The following is a 24,146-nucleotide window of genomic DNA, read 5'->3' as shown; positions in this document are numbered from 1 at the left end:
AGCTGGGGTTCAGGAGGGCTTGCGCGGGTCGTGGCTGCGGCGGTCAGGCCGCTATTCGCTAGGGCAATGGGTGGAGCACACTCGCGAAGGGCGGCCGGTGTTGGGTCATTTCTATACTTGTCTATACTTGGCGATTGGCCGCTTCCGGCCGAAAGGCTGACTGTCAGCAACGGGCCGCCAAATCGACCGTTCACCTACGAACCCTTGCCGCGTGAAATACGACATCCCTGTTGAGGACGTTAGGCGTTCCGGAACTACGGCAAGAGATCCGTCACAGCGCGCCCACTTCCGTCCATTGCCATAGGGAAGCTGGCATGTTCGTGGATGATTTTCCAAGAACCGGCGACGCGCCTTAGCACGATGGTTCGCCGGCTCCAGGAGTCGACCTTTGTGCCATCGGTCTTAATGCCAGTCATGCGCGACAGGCCGAAGGCCACTGCAAGATCGCCGTCGATTATGAGCTGCGGGTCAGCCATGTGAACGGTGACGCCGTTGCGCCAAGTTGCAAACCAAGCATTTATCCCTTCGATGTCGCGTGCCTGTTCGCCTCGATAGGCAAGCGGCGGCGGCAGATCAAAAACCACGACATCCGGGTCCATGGCATCGACGTTGCCGCGGGCGTCCCCCTTGGCAGTTGCGTCTTCCTGGCCCCGGATGACAGACAAGACTTCCTTTTCAGACATATCGTTGCTCCTTCATTTTCTGGAACGACGAGGCCGGGGCGATCAATCCGACATCGATACCATTCGTAACAAATAGGGCCGGTCCTAGCTGCTGTTGCATCGTGATATCAAGAGTGATGAGCCCCTCATCTGCCGGACATCGCATCATCGGGGGCTCTAGTGGCCCACCCGCACCCGCTGACCTCACCACTCAGCATCCCGCAGTCCCAATGGGAAGACCGATATCCAAATTACGCCTGCCAAGACCACGGTCACCCTCCGCGAGGTGGCGGCACTCGCCGGCGTCAGCGTCGCCACTGCCTCAAAAGCCCTCAACGGGCAGGGGCGGATGACCGCCGAGACGCGGACGCGTATTCGCGAGACGGCGCAGCGGCTTGGCCTTAGCCCGAACAGCTTGGCGCAGAGCCTGTTGCGGCGGCTCCCTTACCGTCGGGCCCGCTGACCAACGATCTATCGCCGCGCCTTCGGCGCGCATTTGTGACGGTCACCGCCCTCATGAAGCAACTCTGATCCCAAATATCATCGTGCGATGCCAAGCCGCTGCGGGAGGGGATGCGGGTAACGTCAGCAAAGTGGAACAATCCGGCAGCCGGCGGGTTTGTACGATGAAGGGCGATCTGTTTCGGAGGAAGATTACGATGAAACGCGTCCTTGCCCAAAATGCGGTGCGACTGATGCTGGGCGGCGTAACCGCCTGCCTGCTCACGGTCGTCGAGATTCCCAACCCAATTGCGCCATTGTCGCTTTTGTCCGAGGCAAGGGCTGCCACCACCGTTTCGATCAGCACGTTCTACGAAGACCTGTCTTCCTATGGTGATTGGGTCTCGTATCACGGAGCGACCGTTTTCGTGCCGGTTGATGTGCCTGACGATTGGCGTCCGTATACGCTTGGACACTGGGTCTATACCGAGCAGTATGGCTGGCTCTGGGTGTCCGACGAGCCATTCGGCTGGGCGACGTACCATTACGGCCGGTGGGGCTATGCCGACGATATCGGCTGGTACTGGGTTCCGGGCACTCGCTGGGCGCCAGCATGGGTGAGTTGGCGTCGTGACAGAGAGCACATCATTTGGGCGCCGCTGCCGCCCCGCCGCGATCCGGATTTGATTTCAATCGAGGTGACCTTCGACACGACGCCGGATTATTACTGGGTTGTGGTCCCCACCCGCGAATTCCTTGCCGCGGACATTTCTGTGGTCGTTATTCGTGATGAGCCGGAGTTTGTGCGCATTGTCGAGGCGGCCGAACCGGCCGGCGACGTGACGATCCAGAACAACGTGGTGATCAACAAAGTCATTGATGTCGATGTGATCGAAAAGGAGACGAACCAGAAGGTGACTGCCGTCAAGGTCAGCAAGACCGACGCGCCCGAGCAGTCCGGCAAACTGGAAAACGATACGGTCGCTGTCTTTGAGGGCGAGGTGAAAGCCGACCCTAAGGCCAAACCAGCTAAGCTCAAGGACATCGAAGAGGTGAAGCAGGTTCAGGCTGGCCGGAAATCGAAGCCGACCGAAGGCGCTGCAACGACCGAGCAGGCCAAGCCCGAAGAAACCGCCAAGCCTGAGAAGCCGAAGGCCAAGGAGCAGCCGGCCACCGAGCAGCAGCAGGCCGAGCCCGGCAAGGCGGCCAAGCCTGAGAAGTCGAAGGCCAAGGAGCAACCCGCCGCCGAGCAGCAGCAGGCTGAGCCCGAACAGACGGCCAAGCCTGAGAAGCCGAAGACCAAGAAGCAGCCCGCCGCCGAGCAGCAGCAGGCCGAGCCCGAACAGACGGCCAAGCCTGAGAAGCGGAAGGCCAAGAAGCAGCCCGCTGCCGAGCAGCAGCAGGCTGAGCCGGAGCAGGCTGCCAAGCCTGAGAAGCGGAAGGCCAAGGAGCAGCCAGCGGCCGAGCAGCAGCAGGCCGAGCCCGAGCAGGCGGTCAAGCCCAAGCCACAGAAACAGAAAAACAAGGCGTGCGATCCACAGACTGAGAACTGCTAGCTCTGCGGGTAGACTGCGGCACCGCGATTATTCCATCGCGGTGCCCGCTGAACGGCAATGCACGCCAAAGGTGCTCGCCCTCTTTCCTTCGGGCCGCCATGGCAGATCCTGGACCCAGGGCAGCGAGTCGTAGTTGACTGCCGAACATGCCTGTAACCAGGCCATTCCCTCTTGCCATCCTTGCATCCTTCCCCTAATCTTCCTTTTGAGAAAACCTTTTCCCAACTCTGCCGGCATCCGCTGACTTCACCATTCAGCGCCTCGCAGGCCGGTAAGAGAAAAGCTTTTCTCAAATGGGAGGATCGATATCCAAATCATGGCGTCCGACGCGCAGCCAACGCCTGTTTCTGCCAAGCAGCCCGTCACCCTGCGTGAGGTGGCGGCGCTCGCCGGCGTCAGCGTGGCCACGGCCTCAAAGGCGCTGAACGGGCAGGGGCGGATGACGGCCGAGACGCGGACCCGTATTCGCGAGACGGCGCAGCGGCTTGGCTTTCGCCCGAACAGCCTGGCGCAGAGCCTGCTCAGGCGGCGCTCCTTTACCGTCGGGCTTTTGACCAACGACACCTATGGCCGCTTTTCGCTGCCGCTGATGGCCGGCGTTTCCGATGCGCTGGTCGATGCCGGCGTCTCGGTGTTCCTGTGCAATGTCGAGGACGACCCGCGCCTTGCCCAGCTGCATGTCGATGCCATGCTCGACAAGCGCGTCGACGGCATCATCGCCACCGGCAAGCGCATCGACCGCCACCTGCCGGTCGACCTCGCCAATCTCGGCATTCCGGCGATCTACGCATTCACCGAGCCCGATCCCGGCGCCATCGCGTTCGTCTCCGACGATGCCGGCGGCGCGCGGCTGGCGGTCGAGCATTTTTGCCGGCTCGGGCGGCGGCGCATCGCCCATGTCAGCGGTCCCGCAAGCTTTGCCGTGGTGCATGCCCGCGCCGAGGCTTATCGCGCGGTGCTGGCCGAGAACGGCCTGCCGGTCATGGAGCCGCTGCTCGGCCCGTGGTCGGAGGCCTGGGGCCACGAGGCGGTCAAGAAGCTGTTCGACGGCGAGGGTTTCGACGGTACGCGCGAAAAGCCCGATGCGGTGTTTTGCGGCAACGACCAGATCGCGCGCGGCGTCATCGACGCCTTGCGCGAGCGCGGTATCGGCGTGCCGGACGAGGTCGGCGTCATCGGCTTCGACAACTGGCAGATCGTCGCCGAGGCAACCCGCCCGCCGCTGACCTCCGTCGACATGAACCTGGCCGCGCTCGGGCGCGAGGCCGGCCTTGCCCTGCTTTCGCTCGTCGGCGGCGAACCCGCTTTGCCGGGCATCAGAAAACTGCCGTGCCGGCTGGTGGTGCGTCAGTCATGCGGCCGTCCGCCGGACGGCTGAACGAAACGGGCCGTGTCGATAGTCACCCGCTTGGGGGCGCGGCTAAATTAAAACGCTAAATTAAAACCATGTGGAGGAGAAGCATGAGAACCACCATTACCGGGCTCGCCATCGCCGCGAGCATTTTGGGCACCCTGGCGACAGCCGGCTCGGCCGCCGCCGACACCGCCAACATCTGGGTTCGCGCCGACGGCTCGAACTTCATGCCGCGCGTCGTCGATGCCTTCAACAAGGGGCATCAGAACCAGATCAAGCTCGACATCATCCCCAACGCCGAAATCATCCCGAAATACGGCGCTGCCGCCGCTGGCGGCACGGCGCCCGATGCGCTGTCGCTCGACCTGATCTACACGCCGTCCTTCGCCGCCGCCGGCCAGCTCGAAGACATCACCGACTGGGCGAAATCGCTGCCCTATTTCGCCAGCCTGTCGCCGGCGCATGTCAAGACCGGCACCTATAAGGGCCGCATCTACGGGCTGCCGTTCTCGGCGGATTCCTCGGTGCTGATCTGGAACAAGAAGCTGTTCAAGCAGGCCGGCCTCGACCCGGAAAAGGGCCCGACCAACTGGGCCGAGATCGAAGCCGACGCCGAAAAGGTCAATGCGCTCGGCGGCGACATCAAGGGCTTCTACTTCTCCGGCAATTGCGGCGGCTGCAACATCTTCACCTTCACGCCGCTGATCTGGGCCTCGGGCGGCGACATCCTGACCGAGGACGGCTCGAAGGCGACGCTGGACACGCCGCAGATGCGCGGCGCCATCGACCTCTACCGTTCGATGGTCAAGAAGGACCTCGTGCCTTCAGGCGCGCAGACCGACACCGGCTCCAACTTCTTTGCCGCCTTCGCCACCGGCAATATCGGCATCTCGCCGTCCGGCGCCTTCGCCATCGGCGCGCTCAACACGCAATATCCCGACATCGACTACGGCATCACCTTCCTGCCTGGCAAGGATGGCGGCTGGTCGTCGTTTGCCGGCGGCGACAATTTCGTCGTCACCAAGGGCACCACCAAGGTGGCGGTGGTGAAGGAGTTCCTCGACTTCGCCTATTCGCTCGAGGGCCAGACCATTTTGGCGAAATACGGCAGCCTGCCGGTGCGCGGCGACATCGCCAATGAGGCGCTGAAGGAACTCGACCCGCGCTACAAGGTTGCCGCCGAAGCCATGGCCAAGGGCCGCACGCCCTATTCGGTGGTGTTCAATGACCTGATCAACTCGGCCAACGGTCCGTGGAACCAGATGATGAACGAGGTCTTCTTCGGCGAAGACGTCGACGGCGCCATATCAAACGCACAAGAGACCATGCAGTCGATCATCGATTCGGCGCCGCAGAAGTAAGGCGCCGGCTCCACCTCCCCCTTGAGGGGAGGTCGGACCGCAGGTCCGGGTGGGGTCATCGCGGCAGTGCTCGACGCTCTTTTGATGTCGGCGCGCTTCGCGGAGGACCCCACCCCCGGCCTTCGACCGGACCCTCCCCTCAAGGGGGAGGGGGACGTAGCGCCAATGGAACAACAGGCATGAGCACCATCACAGTACGCCGTCGCAACGTTGGCTCCCCCTTCTCCCCTTGTGGGAGAAGGTGTCGCCGAAGGCGACGGATGAGGGGTGCTCCAGCTTGGCTCGGACGGCATTCCTTCCAACACCCCTCATCCGTCTCGGCGCTTCGCGCCGATCCACCTTCTCCCACAAGGGGAGAAGGAGAAGGCCAGCGATGACCACCATCACAGCAACCACCGCCGCGCCAGCGCGCGCATACAAACTGGTCGGCGCCGGCCGCCGGCAGTGGATCGGCCTGCTCTATGTCGCGCCGGCCGTCGCCCTGGTCGTCGTCTTCTTCATCGTGCCGCTTTGCATGACCGCCTGGATGTCGCTGCACAACTGGCCGCTGATGGGCGCGCACAGCTTTATCGGGCTCGACAATTACTGGGCGATCCTGCGCGATACCCGTTTCTGGAACGCGCTGAAGTTCACCGGCTACTACACGGTGGTGGTGACGATCGCGATCTTCGCCGTCGCCTTTCCGCTGGCGCTGTTCATCGAAAGGCCGCGGCAGCTGACCGGCTTCTACCGGACGTCCTTCTTCATGCCGGCGGTTATCGGCTTCGCCTCGGCGAGCCTTTTGTGGTCATGGCTGCTCAATGTCGATTCCGGCCTGTTCAGCCCGGCCGCCTTCGAGCTCGGCCTGACCGAGAAGAAATTCAACCTGCTGGCGACCTTCCAGCCGGCCTTCTGGTCGATCATCGCCATGGTCGTGTGGAAGGTGGCGGGCTTCACCATGATCATCCTGATGACCGGCCTGCAATCGATCCCGCCGGACCTGCAGGAAGCGGCGATGATCGACGGGGCAGGGCCATTCGCGCGGTTCCGGGCGATTACCTTGCCCTTGATGCGCCGCACGCTGGCGCTGGCGCTGATCCTGTCGGTCGCCGGCTCGATCCTCGCCTTCGACCAGTTCTACATCATCCTGCGCGGCGGCCCGCGCAATCAGACGCTGACCGCCGTCTACTGGATCTTCAACCAGTCCTTCGTGTCGTTCAAGCTCGGCTATGGCGCCGCACTTTCGATGGTCCTGCTGGTCATCCTGGTGGCGCTAAGCCTGATCCAGCTGCGACTGCTGCGCAATCCCGAGGGGGTCGACTGATGGCGCAGGCCCGCAGCCGCAAACGCCGCATCGGCATGCAGATCGCCGAGCACTCGACCGGCATCATCGCGTCGATACTGTTCCTGGCGCCGATCGCCTGGACGGTGCTTTCGGCCTTCAAGCCGGCGCAGGAGGCGCGCCAGCCGCCGCTGCCGCCGTGGCCGACCAGCGGCATCTCGCTCGAGAACTACGCCACGCTCAACACCTTCGGCGACGGCCTCTGGCTGCCGGCGCAAAACAGCATCTATGTCTCTGTCATGACGGTGGTGCTGTCGGTGATCGTCAGCGTACTCGCCGGCTACGGTTTCTCGCGCTTCCGCTTTCCGCTGAAGAACCTGCTGTTCGTCGTCATCCTGTCGACGATCATGATCCCGTTCCAGTCGATCCTGACGCCGATCTTCCTGGTGCTGACAAAAATCGGCCTGCACAACACGCTGACCGGGCTGGTCTGCGTCTACGTCACGCTGCAGCTGCCATTCTCGATCTTCATGATGCGCAACGCCTTCGACGCGGTGCCGCGCGAGATCGAGGAAGCCGCGCGCATGGACGGCGCCAACAATGTCACCATGCTCTTGAGGGTGATGCTGCCGCTGGTCTGGCCGGGCATCGTCACGATCGCGCTGTTCGCCTTCCTCGGCGCCTGGAACGAGTTTCTGGCGGCGCTGGTGCTGATGACCGACCAGTCGAAATTCACGCTGCCGATCATGATGACCGCGCTGCAGTCCGGCCGCTTCGGCGCGATCGACTGGGGCGCCGTGCAGGCCGGCGTCACCGTGATGATGGTGCCGTGCCTGGTGCTCTTCCTGCTGCTGCAGCGCTTCTACATCCGCGGCCTGATGGCAGGGGCCGTGAAGTGACCAATCGAACCGAACCGGAGTAAATTGATGACCGCATCGCAATCCGCCAGTCAGGGCGCCAAGCCGAAACTCGCCTTCCGCCCGCTGCCGGTGCCGCAGGTCGATGTGCGCGGCTTCTGGGGCGACCGCGTCGATGCCGTCGCCTCAAAGACCGCCGGCATCCTCTACGACCGCTGCGTCGAGGCGCGCATGCTCGAGCAGATCGACCCCGACCGGCCGTCGCCCGGCGTCGTCATTCCGTTCCACTCACCGTCGCCGGACGAGGCGGCCACCGCCGGCAACGAGTTCACCGGATCGACGGTGACGACGCAGATGTTCTGGGACTCCGATTGGGGCAAGACCATCGAGACCGCCGCCTATTCGCTCTATCGCCGCCGCAACGACGAGCTCGAGAAGAAGATCGATGCCGTCATCGACATGTATGGAAAGCTGCAGCAGCCCGACGGCTATCTGTCGAGCTGGTACCAGCGCATCCAGCCCGGCCTGCGCTGGACCAATCTGCGCGATTGCCACGAGCTCTATTGCGCCGGCCACCTGATCGAAGGCGCCGTCGCCTACTACCAGGCCACGGGGAAACGCAAGCTGCTCGACATCATGTGCCGCTACGTCGATCATATCGCCGAGACGTTCGGTCCCGAGCCCGGCAAGAAGAAGGGCTATTGCGGCCATGAGGAGATCGAGCTGGCGCTGGTCAAGCTGGCGCGGGTGACGGGCGAGCGCAAATACATGGAGCTTGCCAAATATTTCATCGATCAGCGGGGACAGCAGCCGCATTATTTCGACGAGGAGGCGCGCGCCCGCGGCGCCGACCCCAAGGCCTATCATTTCAAGACCTACGAATACAACCAGTCGCATAAACCGGTGCGCGAGCAGGACAAGGTCGTCGGCCATGCGGTGCGGGCGATGTATCTCTATTCGGGCATGGCCGACATCGCCACCGAATATGGCGACGACACGCTGCGGGTGGCGCTCGACCGGCTGTGGGACGACCTCATGACCAAGAACCTCTACGTCACCGGCGGCCTCGGGCCGTCGTCGCACAACGAGGGCTTTACCGCCGATTACGACCTGCCCAACGACACCGCCTATGCCGAAACCTGTGCTTCGGTCGGCCTGGTGTTCTGGGCAAGCCGCATGCTCGGCATGGGCCCCAATGCGCGCTACACCGACATCATGGAGCGGGCGCTCTACAACGGTTCGATCTCCGGCCTGTCGCTCGACGGCTCGCTGTTCTTCTACGAGAATCCGCTCGAAAGCCGCGGCGCCCACCACCGCTGGAAGTGGCACCGCTGCCCGTGCTGCCCGCCCAATGTCGGGCGCATGGTCGCCTCGATCGGCAGCTATTTCTACGGCCTGTCGGACGACGCACTCGCCGTCCATCTATATGGAAACGGCACGGCTCGTTTCGATATTTCTGGGACGCAGATAGAGCTCACCCAGACCAGCAATTATCCCTGGGACGGCGCGGTCTCGATCTCTGTCGAACCGGAAGCTCCGACCGCGTTCACTTTGCACCTGCGCCTGCCGGCCTGGTGCCGCAAGGCAGCGCTCAAGGTCAACGGCGCCGATGTCGATCTGGAGGCGATCACCAGCGACGGCTATGCCGCGATCCGCCGCGAATGGAGCAAAGGCGACCGCGTCGAGCTCGACCTCGAAATGGCCGTCGACCGCCTCTACGCCAACCCGCAGGTGCGGCAGGATATCGGCCGCGTCGCACTGGCGCGCGGCCCGCTGATCTATTGCGTCGAGGAGACCGACAATTCCAGCCAGCTGCACCGCATCGCTCTGCCGCGCACGGCCGACATCGAGGCGCATCAGCAGCCGAACCTTCTGGGCGGCGTTGTGACACTTTCGGCGATTGCCAAAAAGGAGGCTTTCGAAAACTGGGAAGAGGGGCTCTACCGCACCGAACCGCCGGCGCTCGAGGGCGCGAAAATCACCGCCGTGCCGTATTTCGCCTGGGACAACCGCGACCCCGGCGAGATGCTGGTCTGGCTCAGAAGCGCGGGGTAGGCTGGGCGCGGCAGCGGCTCAAAGTACCTCGACCGCAGTCGCGAATATGTAGCCGGCGCCACGCTCCGTAACAATGAGCTTCGGCTCGCTCGGATTGACCTCGAGCTTGCGGCGCAGCCGCAATATCTGCACGTCGATGCTGCGGTCGAACACCTCTTCGTCGTGCACGCGGCTGGCAGCGAGAAGCTGCTCGCGGCTCAGGATCTGCTGCGGCGATTTCAGGAAGGCTGCCAGCAGGTTGAACTCGCCGGCGGTCAGCGGCGTCGCCTCGCCCGCCGCCGACCTTAGGCGCCGCATCCGCATGTCGAGCTCCCAGCCGGCAAAACGATAGCGTATGGGTTTCTTGCCGCGCGGCTGCGGCTGCGTCGACCGCGATCGCCGCAGCACGGCGCGAATGCGCGCCAGCAGCTCCCTGAGGCCGAAGGGCTTGGTGATGTAGTCGTCGGCGCCGAGTTCCAGGCCGACGACGCGATCCACCTCGTCGCACCTGTGGCCGGTGATGATGATGATGGGCGCTTCCGGCGGACTGCCGAGTTGCCGCATGATGTCGAACCCGTCCTCATCGGCAAGCCGCATGTCGAGGATCATCAGGTCTACGGGCTTTTCATTGAGGACGCGCGACATGGCCCGGCTGTCGGCGACCGCGCTAACCCTGAAGTTTTGGCTCTCCAGGTAATTGGTGAGCATATCACGAATTTCGGGGTCGTCGTCGACGACAAGGATATGCTTCGGCGCCGCTGGCTGCTCGATACTGCCTTTCGACTGCTGTTCGTGGCGAATGTTTTGTTCGGCTGACATCTCGCACCGTCCGCAAGCATGGAACTCATGACCGAGCCGTTGCTTTATTAAACGTCGATTTTCGGCGATTTATTGGTGAACGCCGATGATCTACGTGATCGCACACCCTGCCACAGGCTCGCTCGATGGCACATCAGCAGATTGGTAAGGTTCGGGCGGGGCTTTTTGTTCCGCTTTGCCTGGCAATGGCGGCACCTTTTGCGTTGGCCCAGAGCAATCAGCCGGGCCCGCCGATGGGCGAGCCGATTGCACCGATCACGGCCAGCGGCCCCTCCGACCGGGCGAAGATCGCGCTTGGCGAGAGCCTGTTCAACGATGCCCGCCTTTCGCATGGCGATGTCGTCGCTTGCAGTTCCTGTCACAGGCTCGATTTCAGCGGCGACGACGGTCTGGCCCGTTCCGTGGCGGCGGATGGCAAGCCGCTCGATTTCAACACGCCGACCGTCTTCAACGCGGCGCTCGATTTTCGGCTGAACTGGCGCGGCAATTTCCGCACTTTCGAGGAGCAGAACGAGGCAGCCCTGCTCGATGACAGGCTGATGAATACGAGCTGGGAGGAATTGCTGACCAAGCTGCGCTCGAATGCCGAGTATTCGCAGCGGTTCGCGAGGGTCTACGGCGCCATTCCCGACCGGACAAGCGTGCTCGATGCGCTTGTTGTCTTTCAACGGTCGCTGATCACGCCCGATGCCCGTTTCGACCGCTATCTCAAGGGCGAACGCGACGCCATCACGACCGACGAAGAGCACGGCTATCAACTGTTCAAAGCGTATGGCTGCGTCGCCTGCCACCAGGGCGCCAACGTAGGCGGCAATCTGTTTCAGAAATTCGGCATCTTCCAGGATCCCTTCGCTCGCCAGAAGACCCTGACCAAGGCGGATCTCGGCCGCTTCGCCGTTACCGGCGCCGAGAGCGACCGCCATGTGTTCCGCGTTCCCAGCCTGCGCAACGTCGCGGTGACGGCGCCGTATTTTCACGATGGCCGCACCGCATCGCTCGCAGACGCGGTGAAGATCATGGCGCGCAACCAACTCGGCCGGGAGCTCGACCAGCGCGATGCCGATCTCATCGTCGAATTCCTCGGGACACTGACGGGCGAGTATCGCGGCCGGCCGTTGACCAGCGCAGCCGATCGTCTGCAGCAATGAAGTCGCTACGCATCCTGGCGCCGATCGTTGCCTGCCTGCTCATCGCCCTGACCTACCTCCTGGTGCAGGGCACGGCTCCCGATGCGGCGCGCCACGAGCGCACGCTCGATGCGCTCAGGACGGTCATCCTCTATAACGCCGCACTCCAACGCGATGTTTTAAGGGCACGCGCGGGACTGCTGCGCAGCTACGATCCGCTTGTGCGGTCGATCGAGACCCTGGATGAGGCGACGCAGACGCTGCCGGCTGCCCGCGACGCAGCAAGCGGCGAAACACGGGCGGACATCGACAAGCGGATCGCCGAAGTCATCGCCGCGATCCGCGACGAGGAAGCGCTCGTCGAGAGGTTCAAGTCCGATAACGCGCTGCTGCAGAACTCGCTGAACTTTTTCAACTATATGAGCGGTCGTCTCACGAGCGAGGGTGACGGCCTTCGAGCGGTCGAGATAGGAGCCCTGATGGTCGCAATGTCGCGGTTTATCAGCGATCCCCAGCCGGATGCGGCAAAAGCAGTAACCGCCGCACTCGACCGGCTGGCAAGGCCCTCCGTCGATGCCGTGCCTGCAAGCGATGTACTCTCGCTTGTCTCCCACGGCCGGCTTATCGTCACCAGGCTTCCGGCGGTCGACGATCTCGTCGCCCGCCTGCAGACCGCGCCGACGAGCGAGCGGGCTCGCGCGCTGCAGGACGTCTATCTCGGTGCGCATGGGCGGGCCGCGGCGCGGGCCGAACTGTTCCAGACGCTGCTTTATGTCGCCGCGTTGGGCCTCGTCGGCTATGTCGCCTACCTGTTCGCCCGCCTGCGCCGCAACGCGCGGATCCTGCGCGAGCGGCTGGAATTCGAGGGCCTGATCGCCTCGATCTCCACGCAGTTCATCAATCTGCCGCGTGACCGCATCCGCGCCGGCATCAGCAAGGGCCTCGCGCGCCTGGTCGAACACGCCGGGCTCGACGGCGCCCAGATTTTCGTCAGCCACATCGCCGATCCTTCCGGCGGCTACTTCTATCGCCGTCCGGGCGGGAGCAGGCCGGCCCGCCTGTCGAGGGACATGATCGAGCTGGCTTCACGCTGGGCGCTGGCCGACCACGAGCGGCTGGGCTGCATCGACGTTCCCCGCGTCGGCGAGCTTCCCGAGGGGCGGGAGAAGGCATCGCTGCAGGCACACCAGTTTCGATCGTGGCTGTGCATACCGATGTGGCATGCCGGCGAGCGGTTGGGTTTTCTGGCTCTCGATACCGTCACGCACGAAAAGCATTGGGCCGACGACGACATTGCACTGCTGCGCACCGCGGCCGAGATTTTCGCCAATGCCATCGTGCGCGAGCACAACGAACGCGAGCGTGAGGCACTGCAGGCGCGGCTCAATCAGTCGCAACGGCTGGAAGCGATCGGGACGCTCGCCGGCGGCATAGCGCACGAGTTCAACAACATCCTCGGTGCCGTCCTTGGTTACAGCGAGATGGCGCTGGCGGTGCTGCTGAAGGAGTCGCGCGCGCGGCGCTACGTCCAGCAGATCATGCAGGCCGGCAGGCGGGCGCAGGACGTCACCGAGCAGATCCTCGCCTTCGGCCGTCGTCACGAGCGGCAGCATCACGCGCTGCGGGCGGAAGCCGTGGTTGCCGAAGCGATCGACCTGCTGCGCGCCTCGTTCCCCGCCACGCTTTCAGTGCAGACGCGTCTTGCAGCCGCGGATGCGGCGATGATGGGTGATCCGACCGAGCTTCAGCAGGTGGTGATGAACCTCGGCACCAACGCGGCGCAGGCGATGAACAACCGCGGCGCATTGGAAATCGGTCTCGACACGACGGAATTCGTCGAGGCGCGGATGCTATCGCACGGCAACCTGCCTGCCGGGCGCTACCTCCGCCTTGCCGTCAGGGACACCGGCAGCGGCATGGATCAGGCGACGCTCGAGCGTATCTTCGAGCCGTTCTTCACGACCAAGCCGGCAGGGCAAGGCACCGGGCTCGGCCTGTCGACGGTGCACGGCATCGTCATAGCGCACAGAGGCGCGGTCGACGTGAACAGCAAGCCCGGCGAAGGCACGACCTTCGAGATCTATTTTCCGCGGATCGAGGCCGCCGAAGCAACCCAGAACGAGGACGAGAGCGACGCCGCCGAGGTGCCGGTCAAGCATGGCAACGGCGAGACGATCCTCGTCGTCGACGACGACACGCCGCTGATGCAACTTGCGGAGGAAATGCTCGCCGCGCTCGGCTACGAGCCGGTCGGGTTCGACCGCAGCCCCGCGGCTCTCAGCGCATTTCGCACCGATCCGGAACGCTTCGACCTGGTGCTGACGGACGAGGTCATGCCCGACATCACAGGGATCGAATTCTCCGGCCGGTTGCACAAGATCCGGCCCGACCTTCCGGTCGTGCTGATGACCGGTTACGGCCGTCAGCTGCGGTCGCGCCAACTGACGGCGGCCGGCATAAGCGAAGTCATCAAGAAGCCGCTGCTGTCGGCCGCCGTCGCACAATGTCTTGCCCGCCATCTGCATTCAGGCTGATCACGGCCGGCCGGATTTCTTCGTTACAACCGTAACCAAAATCCCACCTGGCTGAAATCGACCCGTAGCCGGGCCAGTCGATGGTCCTCCCGCGCCCAGACCATGATCCCGAAAAACCGGGAACCGGCTTTTTGGAAAGGTCATGGTCTCTTGAGGAAGGAGAAATCTTATGGACGCAACCATCACCGAGGTAACGAAACAGGCGAATGACGTCGCAGAACTGTCGCCCGAAAGCCTTATGCAACTCGGCCTCGGCTTCTGGGCATCGAAGACGTTGCTGAGCGCCGTCGAACTTGACCTTTTCACGGAGTTGGCGGCCGGACCCCTCGAAGGGGAAACGCTGAGAAGCCGGCTCGGACTGCATGAGCGGGCAGCGCAGGATTTCTTCGACGCGCTGGTTGCGCTGCGCATGCTTGAGCGCGAGGGCAACGTCTACTGCAACACGCCCGTGACTGACCGCTACCTTGACCGCAACAAGTCGACCTATGTCGGCGGGATGCTCGCCAGGGCCGGTCAGCTGCTTTACGCGAACTGGGGCTCGCTCACCGACGCGCTCAGGACGGGCAAACCGCAAAACGGCACCCAGGACGGCGAAGATCTGTTCGACATGCTGTTTTCGGACCCGGACAAGGTAAAGATGTTCGCGCAGGCGATGACCGGCGGCAGCCTCCAGGTGGCGGAGGCGCTCGCCCGGCATTTTCCCTGGGCGGACTATTGTACCTTCATCGATATCGGCACAGCCGAAGGCAGGCTTCCGGTCGAGATCGGCCGCGCCCATCCGCATCTCACCGGCGGCGGTTTCGACCTGCCGCCGATGCGGCCGGTGTTCGAGGCCTATGTGGAGCGGCACGCACTTGCAGACCGGCTTCGGTTTTATCCCGGCGACTTCCTTGCCGAGCCGCTGCCTTCCGCCGACGTGCTGGTGATGGGTCATATCCTGCACGACTGGAACCTGGAGGTGAAGCGCGCGCTGCTGGCAAAGGCCCATTCCGCGCTGCCGAAGCAAGGCGTGCTCATCGTCTACGACCAGATCATCGATGACGAGCGACGGGAGAACGCTGCGGGTCTGCTGATGAGCCTCAACATGCTGGTCAACACCAATGGCGGGTTCGACTACACGCGCGCCGACGGCATGGGCTGGATGCGGGAGGCGGGCTTTGCGGAGGTCCGCTGCGAGCATCTCGCCGGGCCTCACTCGATGATCGTCGGCGTCAAATAGCAGCGGAGAAGCTGATGACACGAAGAGCTCTAATCGCAATTGCCGCCCTTGGCCTGGCCGCAGCATTCACCGCCGCAACGCTCAACCAGGGTGAGGTCGGCGCGGCGTCCGCGACCGCTTCGATCGAGCACGGTCGATACCTGGTGAAAATCGGCGGCTGCAATGACTGCCACACGCCAGGGTACCTGGAGAAGGCCGGCAACGTTCCGCAGGATCGATGGCTGATCGGCGATTCGCTCGGCTTCAACGGGCCCTGGGGTACGACTTACCCGACCAATCTTCGCCAATTTTTGCGGACCATGGACGAGGACGACTGGGTACAGTTCGCGCGCACGATCGAGACGCGCCCGCCCATGCCATGGTTCAACCTGCGCGCCATGAGCGAGCCCGACCTGCGCGCCATCCACCGATATGTGCTTTCGCTCCCGGCAGACGATACGCCGGTTCCGGACTATGTGCCGCCCGGTCGTCCGCCGAAGACGCCGCATATCGTGTTCGTTCCGCGGGCGCCGAAATCATAGTGGCGTCCGAACGCCGGGCGCAGGGTGGTTCTCCGCTTGCGTGGTACGCCAGGCACGGGCGCCTGTTTCATTCGTAACGCAATTCCCGATTCCGGAAATCACGTTGTAGCACCGATCTCCGATGGTGACGGTCGGGCCCCGGGCGGTCATCAGGCTGCCCAGCGGTCACAAATCCCGGATAAATCGATCATGGAGTCAAACATGTACAATCTGCTTGCCGAACATGCGCCGAAGACCGGCCGTGATCAGAGCCCCATGGATCCGCGTCCCTATGCGTTGGGTTACACGCAAAGCGAATTCAAGCGCCTGGAGCTGCAGGGAGCGCTCATTCACGACCTTACCGAGCATGTCCTGCGCAGTGCGGGCATAGGACCCGGTATGCGCGTGCTCGACATTGGCTGCGGCGTAGGCGATGTCTCCTTGCTGGCCGGAAGGCTGGTCGGACCGGCGGGAAGCGTGCTTGGTGTCGATCGCTCGGCAGAGGCTGTGGACATTGCCGAGCGGCGCGCCACTGAATCCGGCCAGTGTTACTGGACACGTTTCACGACGGCCGAGCTTGATACATTCTCGCCCGACGGGAGCTTCGATGCGGTGATCGGCAGGCTTGTCCTGATGTATCTGCCCGACCCGGCCGCAACCCTGCGCAGGCTTGCCGGTTTCCTGCGGCCTGGCGGCATCGTCGCCGTCCAGGAAATGGCGATGCCGCTCACCCGCAGTTTTCCAGAGGCGCCGCTGTTCGGCAAATGCCGCGGCTGGATCATCGACACGATCGAGCGCGCGGGTTTCGAGGTCGACATGGGTGGCAGGCTGCCCATGGTGTTCGCCGGCGCAGGGCTGCCGGCGCCGCGGATGAACTCCGCCGGCCTCGCCGGCAGCGGACCCGACTCGCCGATCTACGACTACATTGCCGGCACGTTGCGCAGCCTGTTACCGATGGCCGAGGCAGTCGGTACCGCAACCGCCGCCGAGGTGGAAGTCGATACCCTCGCCGAGCGGCTGCGCAACGAGGCTGTCGAGCAGCAGACGTGCATCATGCTGCCGCCCTTTGTCGGCGCATGGGCGAACACACTGGCATAGAACCGAAGGAAGGACACACGATGCTCGATACTGCCATCGGCGAGCGCGCGGGACATCTCGTCGACCTGCACAACATCGATTTCGCCTGGGAGCCTGACGAGATGCTGGTCTGGCTCAGGGACGAATGAAGCCCGACCGCAGCGCCCGACCGATCTCCTCGGCCACAAGTTCCTGCAACTGCCAGAGATTGCGGTCGCGGATGCCGCAGGCGTCGAGATGGCGAATGGTCTCGAACAGATATTCGGCGCCCGAACCCCAATGGCCGACGGCCGTGGCCAGGGTCGCCGCTATCGCTCGCTTTTCGAGCTTGCCGGCGTAGCGCGGATTGGCGGGATCGACAACGAAACCAAGCGCTTGGCCCGTGCCGTCGCCCGTCCTGACCTGCAGCCAGCGCGGCACGTTGACGGCCGGCAGGATGGTCATCTCACGTCGCAGCAGCGTTTCGAGATTGGCCGCCACGGGCTCGGCGACCTCGAACACCATGCCCTGACACTGGCCGCCGCGGTCGAGCGCCATCATCAGGCCGGGCTGCTCGACGGTGCCCCTGAAGCGCTGCACCGTAAAACAGAACGAACGGTGCCAGCCCGTCGCCACGGCCCGTTCGCCACCCCTGACCTCGCCGGCCGGCTTCCACAGAAGCGAGCCATAGGCGAACAGCTTCACCGGCCCGCCCGGCGCGCCGGCCAGCACCTCGTCGCGAATGCGCGCGTAATCGGCATCGGTCATGTAGACCATGCCCGGCGTCGGCCCGGCATCCTCGACCGCACGCAAGGTGCGGGCGACCAGCGCCTCGGTCAGCGCCATCGATGTCTTGCGCGGCGAACGCCGTGATGCGGCGGAAATGACCTTGCTCATCCTCATGCTCTCAGCCTTGCCGCCATGTTGCCGAAGGCTGAAGGATTCTCAAGGGCCGAGTACACCAGCGCGGTATCGGGATTCGAACTATCGTGTCCAACAGCCTGACTGGCTTAGTGCGGAGGCTGATCTGGCCGGACGGTGTCGTTGCAGCCGTCAACATAGGGATGGACCGACCACCGGGAGCCGGGCCGGGCCTGTTGCGCCTTGGTGAGCGGATCCTGAGACTGCGCGTAGCCGTCCTGGTAGCCCCGAACGATTTCGTCGATATCGTCGGGCCAGTCGCCGTCCCATGGCCGTCCCAGAATCTGGGCCTGCTGGACCGGATGCAGTTCGTTGTGGCCTTCATGAAAGCTGTCGTGGATGTGTCCGGCATCATAGACCCACCGGCCGGTCACCCCCAGGATTGTCGCTCCGGTTCCGTCGCCCTTGTTGGTCTCGATGCTCGGCAGGCCGGCATCGCTCGGACTGGCGGTGTCCGAACTGCTGAAGGCCGCGCCGAGCAGCGAAGCGAGCAAGGCGAGAAGCGCCAATACGTAGGCGACGACCGCGCCGACGCCCGACATGCATACCGCCAGCGCAATCAATGCCGCGGCTAGGGCGAGGATGTTGACGGTCTGCAGGTCATGGATCGATGCCCCTTCTAACTCCACATGCAGCGCCTCTGACTTTACTCCGGTCACCTTGTCCTCCGCCGGGTTCCCCGTGAACAGAAAGCCGTGCGAGGAGGTGATTGCGTTTTCGGCCATCAGATAGCCGAACGGGGCACTGGCGGCGGCAACGGCCTGGGAGACGCCCACCGGGTTGTTCGGCAGCAGCAAATTGAGGCTGTAGTCGGAGTCCAGGCTTCCTGGCCAGGTCTTTTCCGACGGCGGCTCGATGCTGATGACCATGCCGACGATACTCACCGGCTCGCCCAGGCAAACCAGCCGTTTGTTGAGCCACCAGTCGCAATAAGCGAGAATCCACACAATCTCAGTCACCACCAGCGCGATCGGTATGCACCACGGCTCGCCCATCGCGACCACCACCACGACCATCACGGCTGCGAATATGCCGCTGGTAATCGCCGCGCTGATGTACTGGTTGACCGAAATCACCTCGTCGGCGGTCGTGCACTTGGTCCAGGATTTGTCGTCGGTGGCCATCACGGCTCCAAGCTGCTGAGGACGGTCAAGGTGACGCCGCCGCTGGCGCGGTCACCCTCGTCAAACGCATTCAGATTGAGGGCCTGCCGGCCGGTCCAGCCGTCCGGCGGCGTAGCGACCGCCGTGATCGTCACCTGTTCGCCCGGCGCCAGCGACGGCAGGTCAGGCGAAATCTCGACCTTCCAGCCCGGCGGCAGGGGATGAGCCGACGGCAAGTGTGCCGCCAGCCGGCGCTTTTGCTCCGCCTTGGCGGTCTCTTCCGTTGGCTGCCGGTCGTCGCGACAGGGGCCGAGCGGCGGAATGGTGTAGGCATCGACGGTGAACCGGTACCGATGCGGCCGACGGGTAGCGTTGCGCAACTCGAATTGAAATGTTGCTGGCGACTGCGCCAGTCCGACATCGGTATTTTCTTGCCCGAGATTGTTGGCGAAGTTGGCGTCATCGGCGGGGTCGAGCAAAGCTTGCAGGCAATAGTGACCTGCTTGCCGCGGCGTATGCCAGTCGAAGGAGACGAACCCAGGCTGGCTGGCGGATCCGATCACCCCGACCGAGACCGGCCTGGTGGCTATCGGATTCGACACGGTTCCGATGCCAAACGACAGATAGGACAGATGGACCGGCATCTTGACGACGACGGCATCCGGGGAGGCGTTCCAGACGCGAACCCGCACCTCGTAGTCGGTGTCCGCCTGCAACCTGCCGGCGGGAACGGGCACACCACCCTGGCGTAGCTCGATATCGGGATTATCCCAGGTGACCGCGAGACCAAGGCCGATCAGGTAATACTGATCGTAGATCAGCGGGTCAGGCCGGCAGAAAGCAGGGTGATCGATCGGTACGCAATGCGCCCGGGACCCTTTCTGGTCGACCCGGCGGTCACCCCCTAGCCGCCACCGGCGACAGAAACGGCGAGCCATCTCGATCAGTGCCGGAATCCAGGCGGAGAACAGTGCTCGCAGGATTGCCGCTATTCCTCGCATCGACTTCCCCTCTGAAGCTAACGCAGGGCAACGCTCTGATAACAACGGGATTCGCGCGGCAACAGTGAATTGGCGTGTCAGACGACTGGTGCCGTTTGTACTCTGGTCAGACGAATAAAGCTGGGCTCGAACGGTACGCGGGCTATTTCCGCGCGAAGAAACCGCGCGCGAATTGCACGATGTGCTTGTGGAATGCGAGCGCCAATATTGCGACAACGGCAAGTATGTAGAGAGCTTCGGTCGATCCGTCGCCGCCGTCAGGGGAAATACCAAACCAACTCTCGATGAAATCCATGAACAGATTCCCTCCGCGCAAACTTGCGACCGATGTTCAGCATAGCTCTTTAGCTTGTCCCGGTGTCAAGTAGGGATGCATTGCCATCCACATAAATCCAGTAAAGACCGTTGTGCCGAATTGTCTGCTGCCGAATTGTCTGCTGTTTGTCGATAAACCTGAGAATTTGCCTAAAGATTGCTAAAAAATTGTCGCGGCTTATTGATGCACAACTGAAGGAAAGCTTTGTATCTCGGTCATTTCCGGGTCATTTTGTCGATCATGTGCGAACGATCCAGTCAATGATGGTGTCGCCAAACAGGTCCGGACTTGTGCATGGACAGTACGCGGCCCACCACGATCAGAAGCGCGGGGTAGCCTGAAAAGCAGCCCGGCATGGCTCATTGGACGCCACTCGGCGGTCGTCTGGCCTGGTTTCAAATGTAGTCAGCTCTCGAACGTGCCCGGCGGCGTCACGCTGTCGGCTGTTGACAGGAAAGAGGCGTTTGAAAAATCACCGGCGGTCGAGGCAGCAAAAGTCACCGTGCCGTATTTCGCCCGGGACACCACGATTCCGGCGAGATGCTGGTCTGGATCAGAGCGTCCTGACCGGCAAGCTATCGTACCGGCCGAGCCTTAGCTGGGCCGGCCGGTACGCTTGCCGGCCTGACAAGAGCCGCCGTCAAGCAGCCGGTCGAATGTTTTGGTTCACCCGGAAGAGGTTGTTAGGGTCGTATTTCTTCTTCAGCGTAGCCAGGCGCTCATAGTTGTCGCCATAAGCCGCCTTGAGCCTTGCATCGCCCTCGTCATCCATCATGAAGTTCAGGTAGGCGCCACCCAGATCGAACGGATGCACGGCCTCCCAGTAGGCCTTGGTCCAGCGCGTCACCGGCCCCGCTTTCTGTGGGTCCGGATCGATCCCGGCGATGACCATCGACCAGGTCGCATCACGGTAATTCCAGGGTGTCTCGTCTTTGCCGACGCGATGGACCGCACCATCGATCGGGTAGAGATGCATGAGCGATAGCTCGCTCGGCGTCTTCGCCGCCTGCTCGAGATGGGCGTCGATCGCCTCGTCGGACAGCGTCTTGACGAAATCGCCCCGCCAGTACCACTGCATTCCCTTCGGGTAGAGCCCATCGAACATGCTCTGCACCGCGGGATAGGGCATCGTTCCCATCCAGTTGAACCAGGGCGCGGGCAGCGCATCGAGCAGCGGGGCCAGCGCCTCTCTGCCCTTTTCCTCCGGGCCGTTGTAGCAGCACATCAGCAGACACATCCGCTGTCCCCAAAACTCTTCCGGGAAGGGTGCGCTCGAGAGGACGGTCTTGAGCCCGAGAAAGATCCCGAGTTCTTCGGGCGCGTTCGGCAGGAACTCGCGATAATGCTGCATGATGGTGCGGGCGAGGCGCTGATCCCATGCGATCGGCCCCGCAAAGACCATGCTGACCCGGTGGAGCCTGAACACAAAGCTGGTGACGATGCCGAAATTGCCGCCGCCGCCGCGAAGCGCCCAGAACAGGTTGGGGTTCCGCTCCTTGCTGGCGGTGACGAAGCTTCCGTCGGCAAGCACGACATCGGCCTCGACCAGGTTATCGATGGTCAGGCCATATTTGCGCGTCAGATAGCCATGGCCGCCGCTCAGCGTCAGTCCGGCGACCCCGGTGGTCGAGATGATGCCCGCCGGTACGGCCAGGCCAAAGGCATGGGTGGCATGGTCGAGGTCGCCCTGAGTGCAGCCCGGGCCTACCCGCGCCGTGCGGGCATCCGGATCGACGCGCACGCCGTTCATCGCCGACAGGTCGATCACCAGACCGTCGTCGCAGCTCCCCAATCCTGGTCCATTATGGCCGCCGCCACGTACCGCAACCAGCAAATTGTTGTCGCGGCCGAAATTCACCGCTGTGATTACGTCGGCGACGTCGACACAGCGGGCGATGATCAGCGGCCGCTTGTCGATCATGCCGTTGTAGAGCTTGCGGGCCTCGTCATAGCGGGCGTCGCCGGCGCGGATGACTTCGCCTCGCAGGCTTGCTGCGAATTTGGTGATGTCTTCATCGTTCATGACATTCCTCCCTGTTATTGGACCTGTCGGCCGGCCGATGAAACGCTAATCCCGTCCGCTGTTCCCGCAAATGTCACATCGTCCATTTCTGTTGCCCGATCGTTCAGAGTAGGATTAGACCGGATGGATAGTTGCTCGGGCGGCCATATTGCCGGATAGTTCGAGATGCCTGGCGGAAAAACTCGTTGTCAAAGGGAGTAGCCGATCGTTTCCGGAGGTGTAGTGCATGGATGTCCTTTCCGATGTGCTCCGAGCCGTTCGCCTCACCGGTGCGATCTATTTCGACGTTGACGCCAGCTCTCCCTGGGTCGGCGAGTCGCCGGGCACGGCCGACATTGCCGCCGCCATCATGCCGGAGGCAGAGCACATCATTTCTTTTCATGCCGTGATGTCGGGCTCGTGCTGGGCCGCGCTGGGAGACGATTCGGTGCCCCCGGTGCTCGTGAACGCCGGTGATGTCGTTGTCTTCCCCGGTGGTGTTCCGAACGTCTTGAGCTCCTCGCCCGGGGCACGGGGCGGGCCCAATATGGCGATGTATTATCGGCCGATTGACGAGAGCCTGCCGTTCGCGGTGATCCATGGTGGCGGCGGAGACGAGCGGACCCGGTTCATTTGCGGGTATCTTGGCTGCGATGCACGTCCCTTCAATCCTCTCCTGGCCGCATTGCCGGCCATCCTGTGCGCCCGCAAGCCCGCCGATGGAAGCAGCTGGGTTATCGACCTTTTTCGGCTGGCGCTGGCAGAAGGTGGCAGTGGGCGGGCGGGCTGTGAGACGATACTCGCCAAGCTGAGCGAGCTGATGTTTGTCGAGATCATCCGCCGCCATCTCGAGACCCTGCCCGACGATTCGCGCGGCTGGCTGTCAGGCCTACGGGATCCACATGTCGGCGAGGCGCTCCGGCTCATCCACGCTCGCCCCAGGGAGGAATGGACATTGGACCGGCTCGCCCGCGAAGTAGGGCTCTCGCGCACGGCGTTTGCGAGCCGCTTTACCCACTATGTCGAGGTCTCGCCCATGCACTATCTTGCTCGCTGGCGTCTACAACTGGCAGGACGCTTGCTCGAACGCCCTGAAATGAGCATCGCGCAAGCGGGTGCCGAGGTCGGCTACGAGTCGGAAGCCGCCTTCAATCGCGCCTTCAAAAAGTTCGTCGGCATTCCACCTGGCACCTGGCGAAAGGGACGGTCGGCGTTGCTCGAGGCTCAGAGATTGCCCGCTGGCGTCGTGCAATAGGAAAGAACTGGCAGGGCGTTGACGCTTCGGTCCGCGTGCAGCGTCCCAATGCTCGAAAACCCCTGGCACAAAGCGGTAGACGATGACCGGCCGCCGCGACGCCTTCGGCGAGGCGTGTCAGACTTCGCGCCTTAATCTTTCGCGCGCTCGACATAGGCGCCATCGGCGGTCATCACCACCACGCGGGTGCCGGCGCTGATGTGTGGCGGCACCAGGGTACGCACGCCGTTGGACAGCGTTGCCGGCTTGTAGGACGAGGACGCCGTCTGGCCCTTGGTCACCGGCTCGGTCTCGACCACCTCGAAAGTGGCGCGCTGCGGCAGTACCAGCGAGATGGCGATGTTGTTGTATTGCGAGATCTGCACCGGCATGCCTTCCACCAGATAGGGCGCCATGTCGCCGACCACGCTTTCCGGCACCGCGACCTGGTCGTAAGTCTCCGGATTCATGAAGTGAAAGCCTTCGCCGTCACGGTAGAGGAACGTGTGCTCGCGCTCCTCGACATAGGCGCGCTCGACCTGCTCGGTGGTGCGGTAACGCTCGGAAACCTTTACCCCGTCGGAGATACGCCGCATGTCGAGCTGGGTGACCGGCGTACCCTTGCCAGGATGAATGTTTTCGGCAAAGAGGATCACATAAAGCTTGCCGTCCTTTTCGACGACGTTGCCTTTGCGTAAGGAGCTGGCGATGACCTTCACGGGTTTCCATCCTGATAAAATTTGTTGGCGCAAATCGGCTGGAGAGGCCGTTGCGTGCGGCCTAGCGCA

General features: G+C 63.2%; 20 protein-coding genes and 1 pseudogene. 13 read left to right on the top strand and 8 right to left on the bottom strand.

Going from position 1 to position 24,146, the window contains the following annotated elements:
• Positions 1-254: 254 nt before the first annotated feature.
• Positions 255-683 carry a YybH family protein gene (locus tag NKH67_RS31245; protein WP_352474419.1) on the bottom strand — a complete coding sequence of 143 codons (429 nt, stop codon included), beginning with the start codon at positions 681-683 and terminating at the stop codon, positions 255-257.
• A 223-nt stretch (positions 684-906) separates the two neighbouring features.
• Here NKH67_RS31245 and NKH67_RS31240 point away from each other — a divergent pair.
• From NKH67_RS31240 to NKH67_RS31210, 7 genes and pseudogenes are all read left to right on the top strand, one after another.
• Positions 907-1,101, top strand: a pseudogene (locus NKH67_RS31240) (LacI family DNA-binding transcriptional regulator); the annotation flags it as partial.
• Positions 1,102-1,288: 187 nt separating this feature from the next.
• Positions 1,289-2,659, top strand: coding sequence for a DUF6600 domain-containing protein (locus NKH67_RS31235; protein ID WP_353023447.1), 1,371 nt, complete (start codon positions 1,289-1,291; stop codon positions 2,657-2,659).
• A gap of 316 nt (positions 2,660-2,975) precedes the next feature.
• Positions 2,976-4,037, top strand: coding sequence for a LacI family DNA-binding transcriptional regulator (locus NKH67_RS31230; protein ID WP_352474416.1), 1,062 nt, complete (start codon positions 2,976-2,978; stop codon positions 4,035-4,037).
• Positions 4,038-4,120: 83 nt separating this feature from the next.
• Positions 4,121-5,374: an ABC transporter substrate-binding protein gene (locus tag NKH67_RS31225; protein WP_352474414.1), complete on the top strand. Its 1,254-nt coding sequence runs from the start codon at positions 4,121-4,123 to the stop codon at positions 5,372-5,374.
• Between the two features lie 373 nt (positions 5,375-5,747).
• Positions 5,748-6,677 (top strand): carbohydrate ABC transporter permease, encoded by a 930-nt coding sequence (locus NKH67_RS31220; RefSeq protein ID WP_352452309.1) that lies wholly within the window; start codon positions 5,748-5,750, stop codon positions 6,675-6,677.
• Positions 6,677-7,534 (top strand): carbohydrate ABC transporter permease, encoded by an 858-nt coding sequence (locus tag NKH67_RS31215; protein WP_254817449.1) that lies wholly within the window; start codon positions 6,677-6,679, stop codon positions 7,532-7,534. The genes NKH67_RS31220 and NKH67_RS31215 overlap by 1 nt, the downstream gene beginning before the upstream one ends.
• A 27-nt stretch (positions 7,535-7,561) precedes the next feature.
• Complete coding sequence (locus NKH67_RS31210; RefSeq protein WP_352474413.1) at positions 7,562-9,547, top strand: glycoside hydrolase family 127 protein; 1,986 nt, start codon at positions 7,562-7,564, stop codon at positions 9,545-9,547.
• Between the two features lie 18 nt (positions 9,548-9,565).
• Here the strand turns inward: NKH67_RS31210 and NKH67_RS31205 are convergent, their stop codons facing one another.
• Entirely contained in the window at positions 9,566-10,345 is a 780-nt protein-coding gene (locus NKH67_RS31205; protein WP_352474411.1) for a response regulator, read from the bottom strand.
• Positions 10,346-10,578: 233 nt separating this feature from the next.
• Here NKH67_RS31205 and NKH67_RS31200 point away from each other — a divergent pair, with 233 nt between their 5' ends.
• From NKH67_RS31200 to NKH67_RS31180, 5 genes are all read left to right on the top strand, one after another.
• A complete protein-coding gene (locus NKH67_RS31200; protein WP_352474410.1) occupies positions 10,579-11,493 on the top strand; it encodes a cytochrome-c peroxidase in 915 nt (304 codons plus the stop codon).
• The gene (locus tag NKH67_RS31195) at positions 11,490-14,006 is read left to right on the top strand and encodes a two-component system VirA-like sensor kinase (protein ID WP_352503608.1); all 2,517 of its coding nucleotides are present in this window, start codon (positions 11,490-11,492) and stop codon (positions 14,004-14,006) included. The genes NKH67_RS31200 and NKH67_RS31195 overlap by 4 nt, the downstream gene beginning before the upstream one ends.
• 169 nt (positions 14,007-14,175) lie before the next feature.
• Positions 14,176-15,225, top strand: a complete 1,050-nt coding sequence (locus tag NKH67_RS31190) for a methyltransferase (protein WP_352474407.1) — start codon at positions 14,176-14,178, stop codon at positions 15,223-15,225.
• Between the two features lie 14 nt (positions 15,226-15,239).
• Positions 15,240-15,746 (top strand): hypothetical protein, encoded by a 507-nt coding sequence (locus NKH67_RS31185; RefSeq protein ID WP_352474406.1) that lies wholly within the window; start codon positions 15,240-15,242, stop codon positions 15,744-15,746.
• Positions 15,747-15,935: 189 nt separating this feature from the next.
• Positions 15,936-16,823: a class I SAM-dependent methyltransferase gene (locus tag NKH67_RS31180; RefSeq protein ID WP_352474404.1), complete on the top strand. Its 888-nt coding sequence runs from the start codon at positions 15,936-15,938 to the stop codon at positions 16,821-16,823.
• A 114-nt stretch (positions 16,824-16,937) separates the two neighbouring features.
• On the opposite strand, the gene NKH67_RS31175 is transcribed toward NKH67_RS31180, so the two are convergent.
• From NKH67_RS31175 to NKH67_RS31155, 5 genes are all read right to left on the bottom strand, one after another.
• On the bottom strand, positions 16,938-17,678 hold the full coding sequence (locus tag NKH67_RS31175) for a gamma-glutamylcyclotransferase (RefSeq protein WP_352474402.1): 741 nt from the start codon (positions 17,676-17,678) through the stop codon (positions 16,938-16,940).
• A 113-nt stretch (positions 17,679-17,791) separates the two neighbouring features.
• Positions 17,792-18,826 carry a hypothetical protein gene (locus tag NKH67_RS31170; protein ID WP_352474401.1) on the bottom strand — a complete coding sequence of 345 codons (1,035 nt, stop codon included), beginning with the start codon at positions 18,824-18,826 and terminating at the stop codon, positions 17,792-17,794.
• Positions 18,826-19,806 (bottom strand): hypothetical protein, encoded by a 981-nt coding sequence (locus tag NKH67_RS31165; protein ID WP_023674370.1) that lies wholly within the window; start codon positions 19,804-19,806, stop codon positions 18,826-18,828. Before NKH67_RS31165 ends, NKH67_RS31170 begins: the two co-directional genes overlap by 1 nt.
• 142 nt (positions 19,807-19,948) lie before the next feature.
• Positions 19,949-20,101, bottom strand: coding sequence for a hypothetical protein (locus tag NKH67_RS31160; protein ID WP_352474399.1), 153 nt, complete (start codon positions 20,099-20,101; stop codon positions 19,949-19,951).
• A 661-nt stretch (positions 20,102-20,762) separates the two neighbouring features.
• Positions 20,763-22,145, bottom strand: a complete 1,383-nt coding sequence (locus NKH67_RS31155; protein ID WP_352474397.1) for an FAD-binding oxidoreductase — start codon at positions 22,143-22,145, stop codon at positions 20,763-20,765.
• Positions 22,146-22,371: 226 nt separating this feature from the next.
• Between NKH67_RS31155 and NKH67_RS31150 the strand changes: the two genes are divergently transcribed.
• Positions 22,372-23,379: an AraC family transcriptional regulator gene (locus tag NKH67_RS31150; RefSeq protein WP_352474396.1), complete on the top strand. Its 1,008-nt coding sequence runs from the start codon at positions 22,372-22,374 to the stop codon at positions 23,377-23,379.
• Positions 23,380-23,510: 131 nt separating this feature from the next.
• Here the strand turns inward: NKH67_RS31150 and efp are convergent, their stop codons facing one another.
• Entirely contained in the window at positions 23,511-24,077 is a 567-nt protein-coding gene (gene efp, locus NKH67_RS31145; protein ID WP_023674374.1) for an elongation factor P, read from the bottom strand.
• Positions 24,078-24,146: the final 69 nt, after the last annotated feature.

It is taken from the genome of Mesorhizobium sp. M0968 (assembly GCF_040319065.1).
GTDB lineage: Bacteria > Pseudomonadota > Alphaproteobacteria > Rhizobiales > Rhizobiaceae > Mesorhizobium.
This window is presented reverse-complemented; position numbering and strand designations above follow the sequence as displayed.

What these genes read in the sequence shown, in the direction of transcription:
- NKH67_RS31245 (WP_352474419.1), bottom strand. Translation starts at nt 683, where the DNA reads ATGTCTGAAAAGGAAGTCTTGTCTGTCATCCGGGGCCAGGAAGACGCA.
- NKH67_RS31235 (WP_353023447.1), top strand. Translation starts at nt 1,289, where the DNA reads ATGAAGGGCGATCTGTTTCGGAGGAAGATTACGATGAAACGCGTCCTT.
- NKH67_RS31230 (WP_352474416.1), top strand. Translation starts at nt 2,976, where the DNA reads ATGGCGTCCGACGCGCAGCCAACGCCTGTTTCTGCCAAGCAGCCCGTC.
- NKH67_RS31225 (WP_352474414.1), top strand. Translation starts at nt 4,121, where the DNA reads ATGAGAACCACCATTACCGGGCTCGCCATCGCCGCGAGCATTTTGGGC.
- NKH67_RS31220 (WP_352452309.1), top strand. Translation starts at nt 5,748, where the DNA reads ATGACCACCATCACAGCAACCACCGCCGCGCCAGCGCGCGCATACAAA.
- NKH67_RS31215 (WP_254817449.1), top strand. Translation starts at nt 6,677, where the DNA reads ATGGCGCAGGCCCGCAGCCGCAAACGCCGCATCGGCATGCAGATCGCC.
- NKH67_RS31210 (WP_352474413.1), top strand. Translation starts at nt 7,562, where the DNA reads ATGACCGCATCGCAATCCGCCAGTCAGGGCGCCAAGCCGAAACTCGCC.
- NKH67_RS31205 (WP_352474411.1), bottom strand. Translation starts at nt 10,345, where the DNA reads ATGTCAGCCGAACAAAACATTCGCCACGAACAGCAGTCGAAAGGCAGT.
- NKH67_RS31200 (WP_352474410.1), top strand. Translation starts at nt 10,579, where the DNA reads ATGGGCGAGCCGATTGCACCGATCACGGCCAGCGGCCCCTCCGACCGG.
- NKH67_RS31195 (WP_352503608.1), top strand. Translation starts at nt 11,490, where the DNA reads ATGAAGTCGCTACGCATCCTGGCGCCGATCGTTGCCTGCCTGCTCATC.
- NKH67_RS31190 (WP_352474407.1), top strand. Translation starts at nt 14,176, where the DNA reads ATGGACGCAACCATCACCGAGGTAACGAAACAGGCGAATGACGTCGCA.
- NKH67_RS31185 (WP_352474406.1), top strand. Translation starts at nt 15,240, where the DNA reads ATGACACGAAGAGCTCTAATCGCAATTGCCGCCCTTGGCCTGGCCGCA.
- NKH67_RS31180 (WP_352474404.1), top strand. Translation starts at nt 15,936, where the DNA reads ATGGAGTCAAACATGTACAATCTGCTTGCCGAACATGCGCCGAAGACC.
- NKH67_RS31175 (WP_352474402.1), bottom strand. Translation starts at nt 17,678, where the DNA reads ATGAGCAAGGTCATTTCCGCCGCATCACGGCGTTCGCCGCGCAAGACA.
- NKH67_RS31170 (WP_352474401.1), bottom strand. Translation starts at nt 18,826, where the DNA reads ATGGCCACCGACGACAAATCCTGGACCAAGTGCACGACCGCCGACGAG.
- NKH67_RS31165 (WP_023674370.1), bottom strand. Translation starts at nt 19,806, where the DNA reads ATGCGAGGAATAGCGGCAATCCTGCGAGCACTGTTCTCCGCCTGGATT.
- NKH67_RS31160 (WP_352474399.1), bottom strand. Translation starts at nt 20,101, where the DNA reads ATGGATTTCATCGAGAGTTGGTTTGGTATTTCCCCTGACGGCGGCGAC.
- NKH67_RS31155 (WP_352474397.1), bottom strand. Translation starts at nt 22,145, where the DNA reads ATGAACGATGAAGACATCACCAAATTCGCAGCAAGCCTGCGAGGCGAA.
- NKH67_RS31150 (WP_352474396.1), top strand. Translation starts at nt 22,372, where the DNA reads ATGGATGTCCTTTCCGATGTGCTCCGAGCCGTTCGCCTCACCGGTGCG.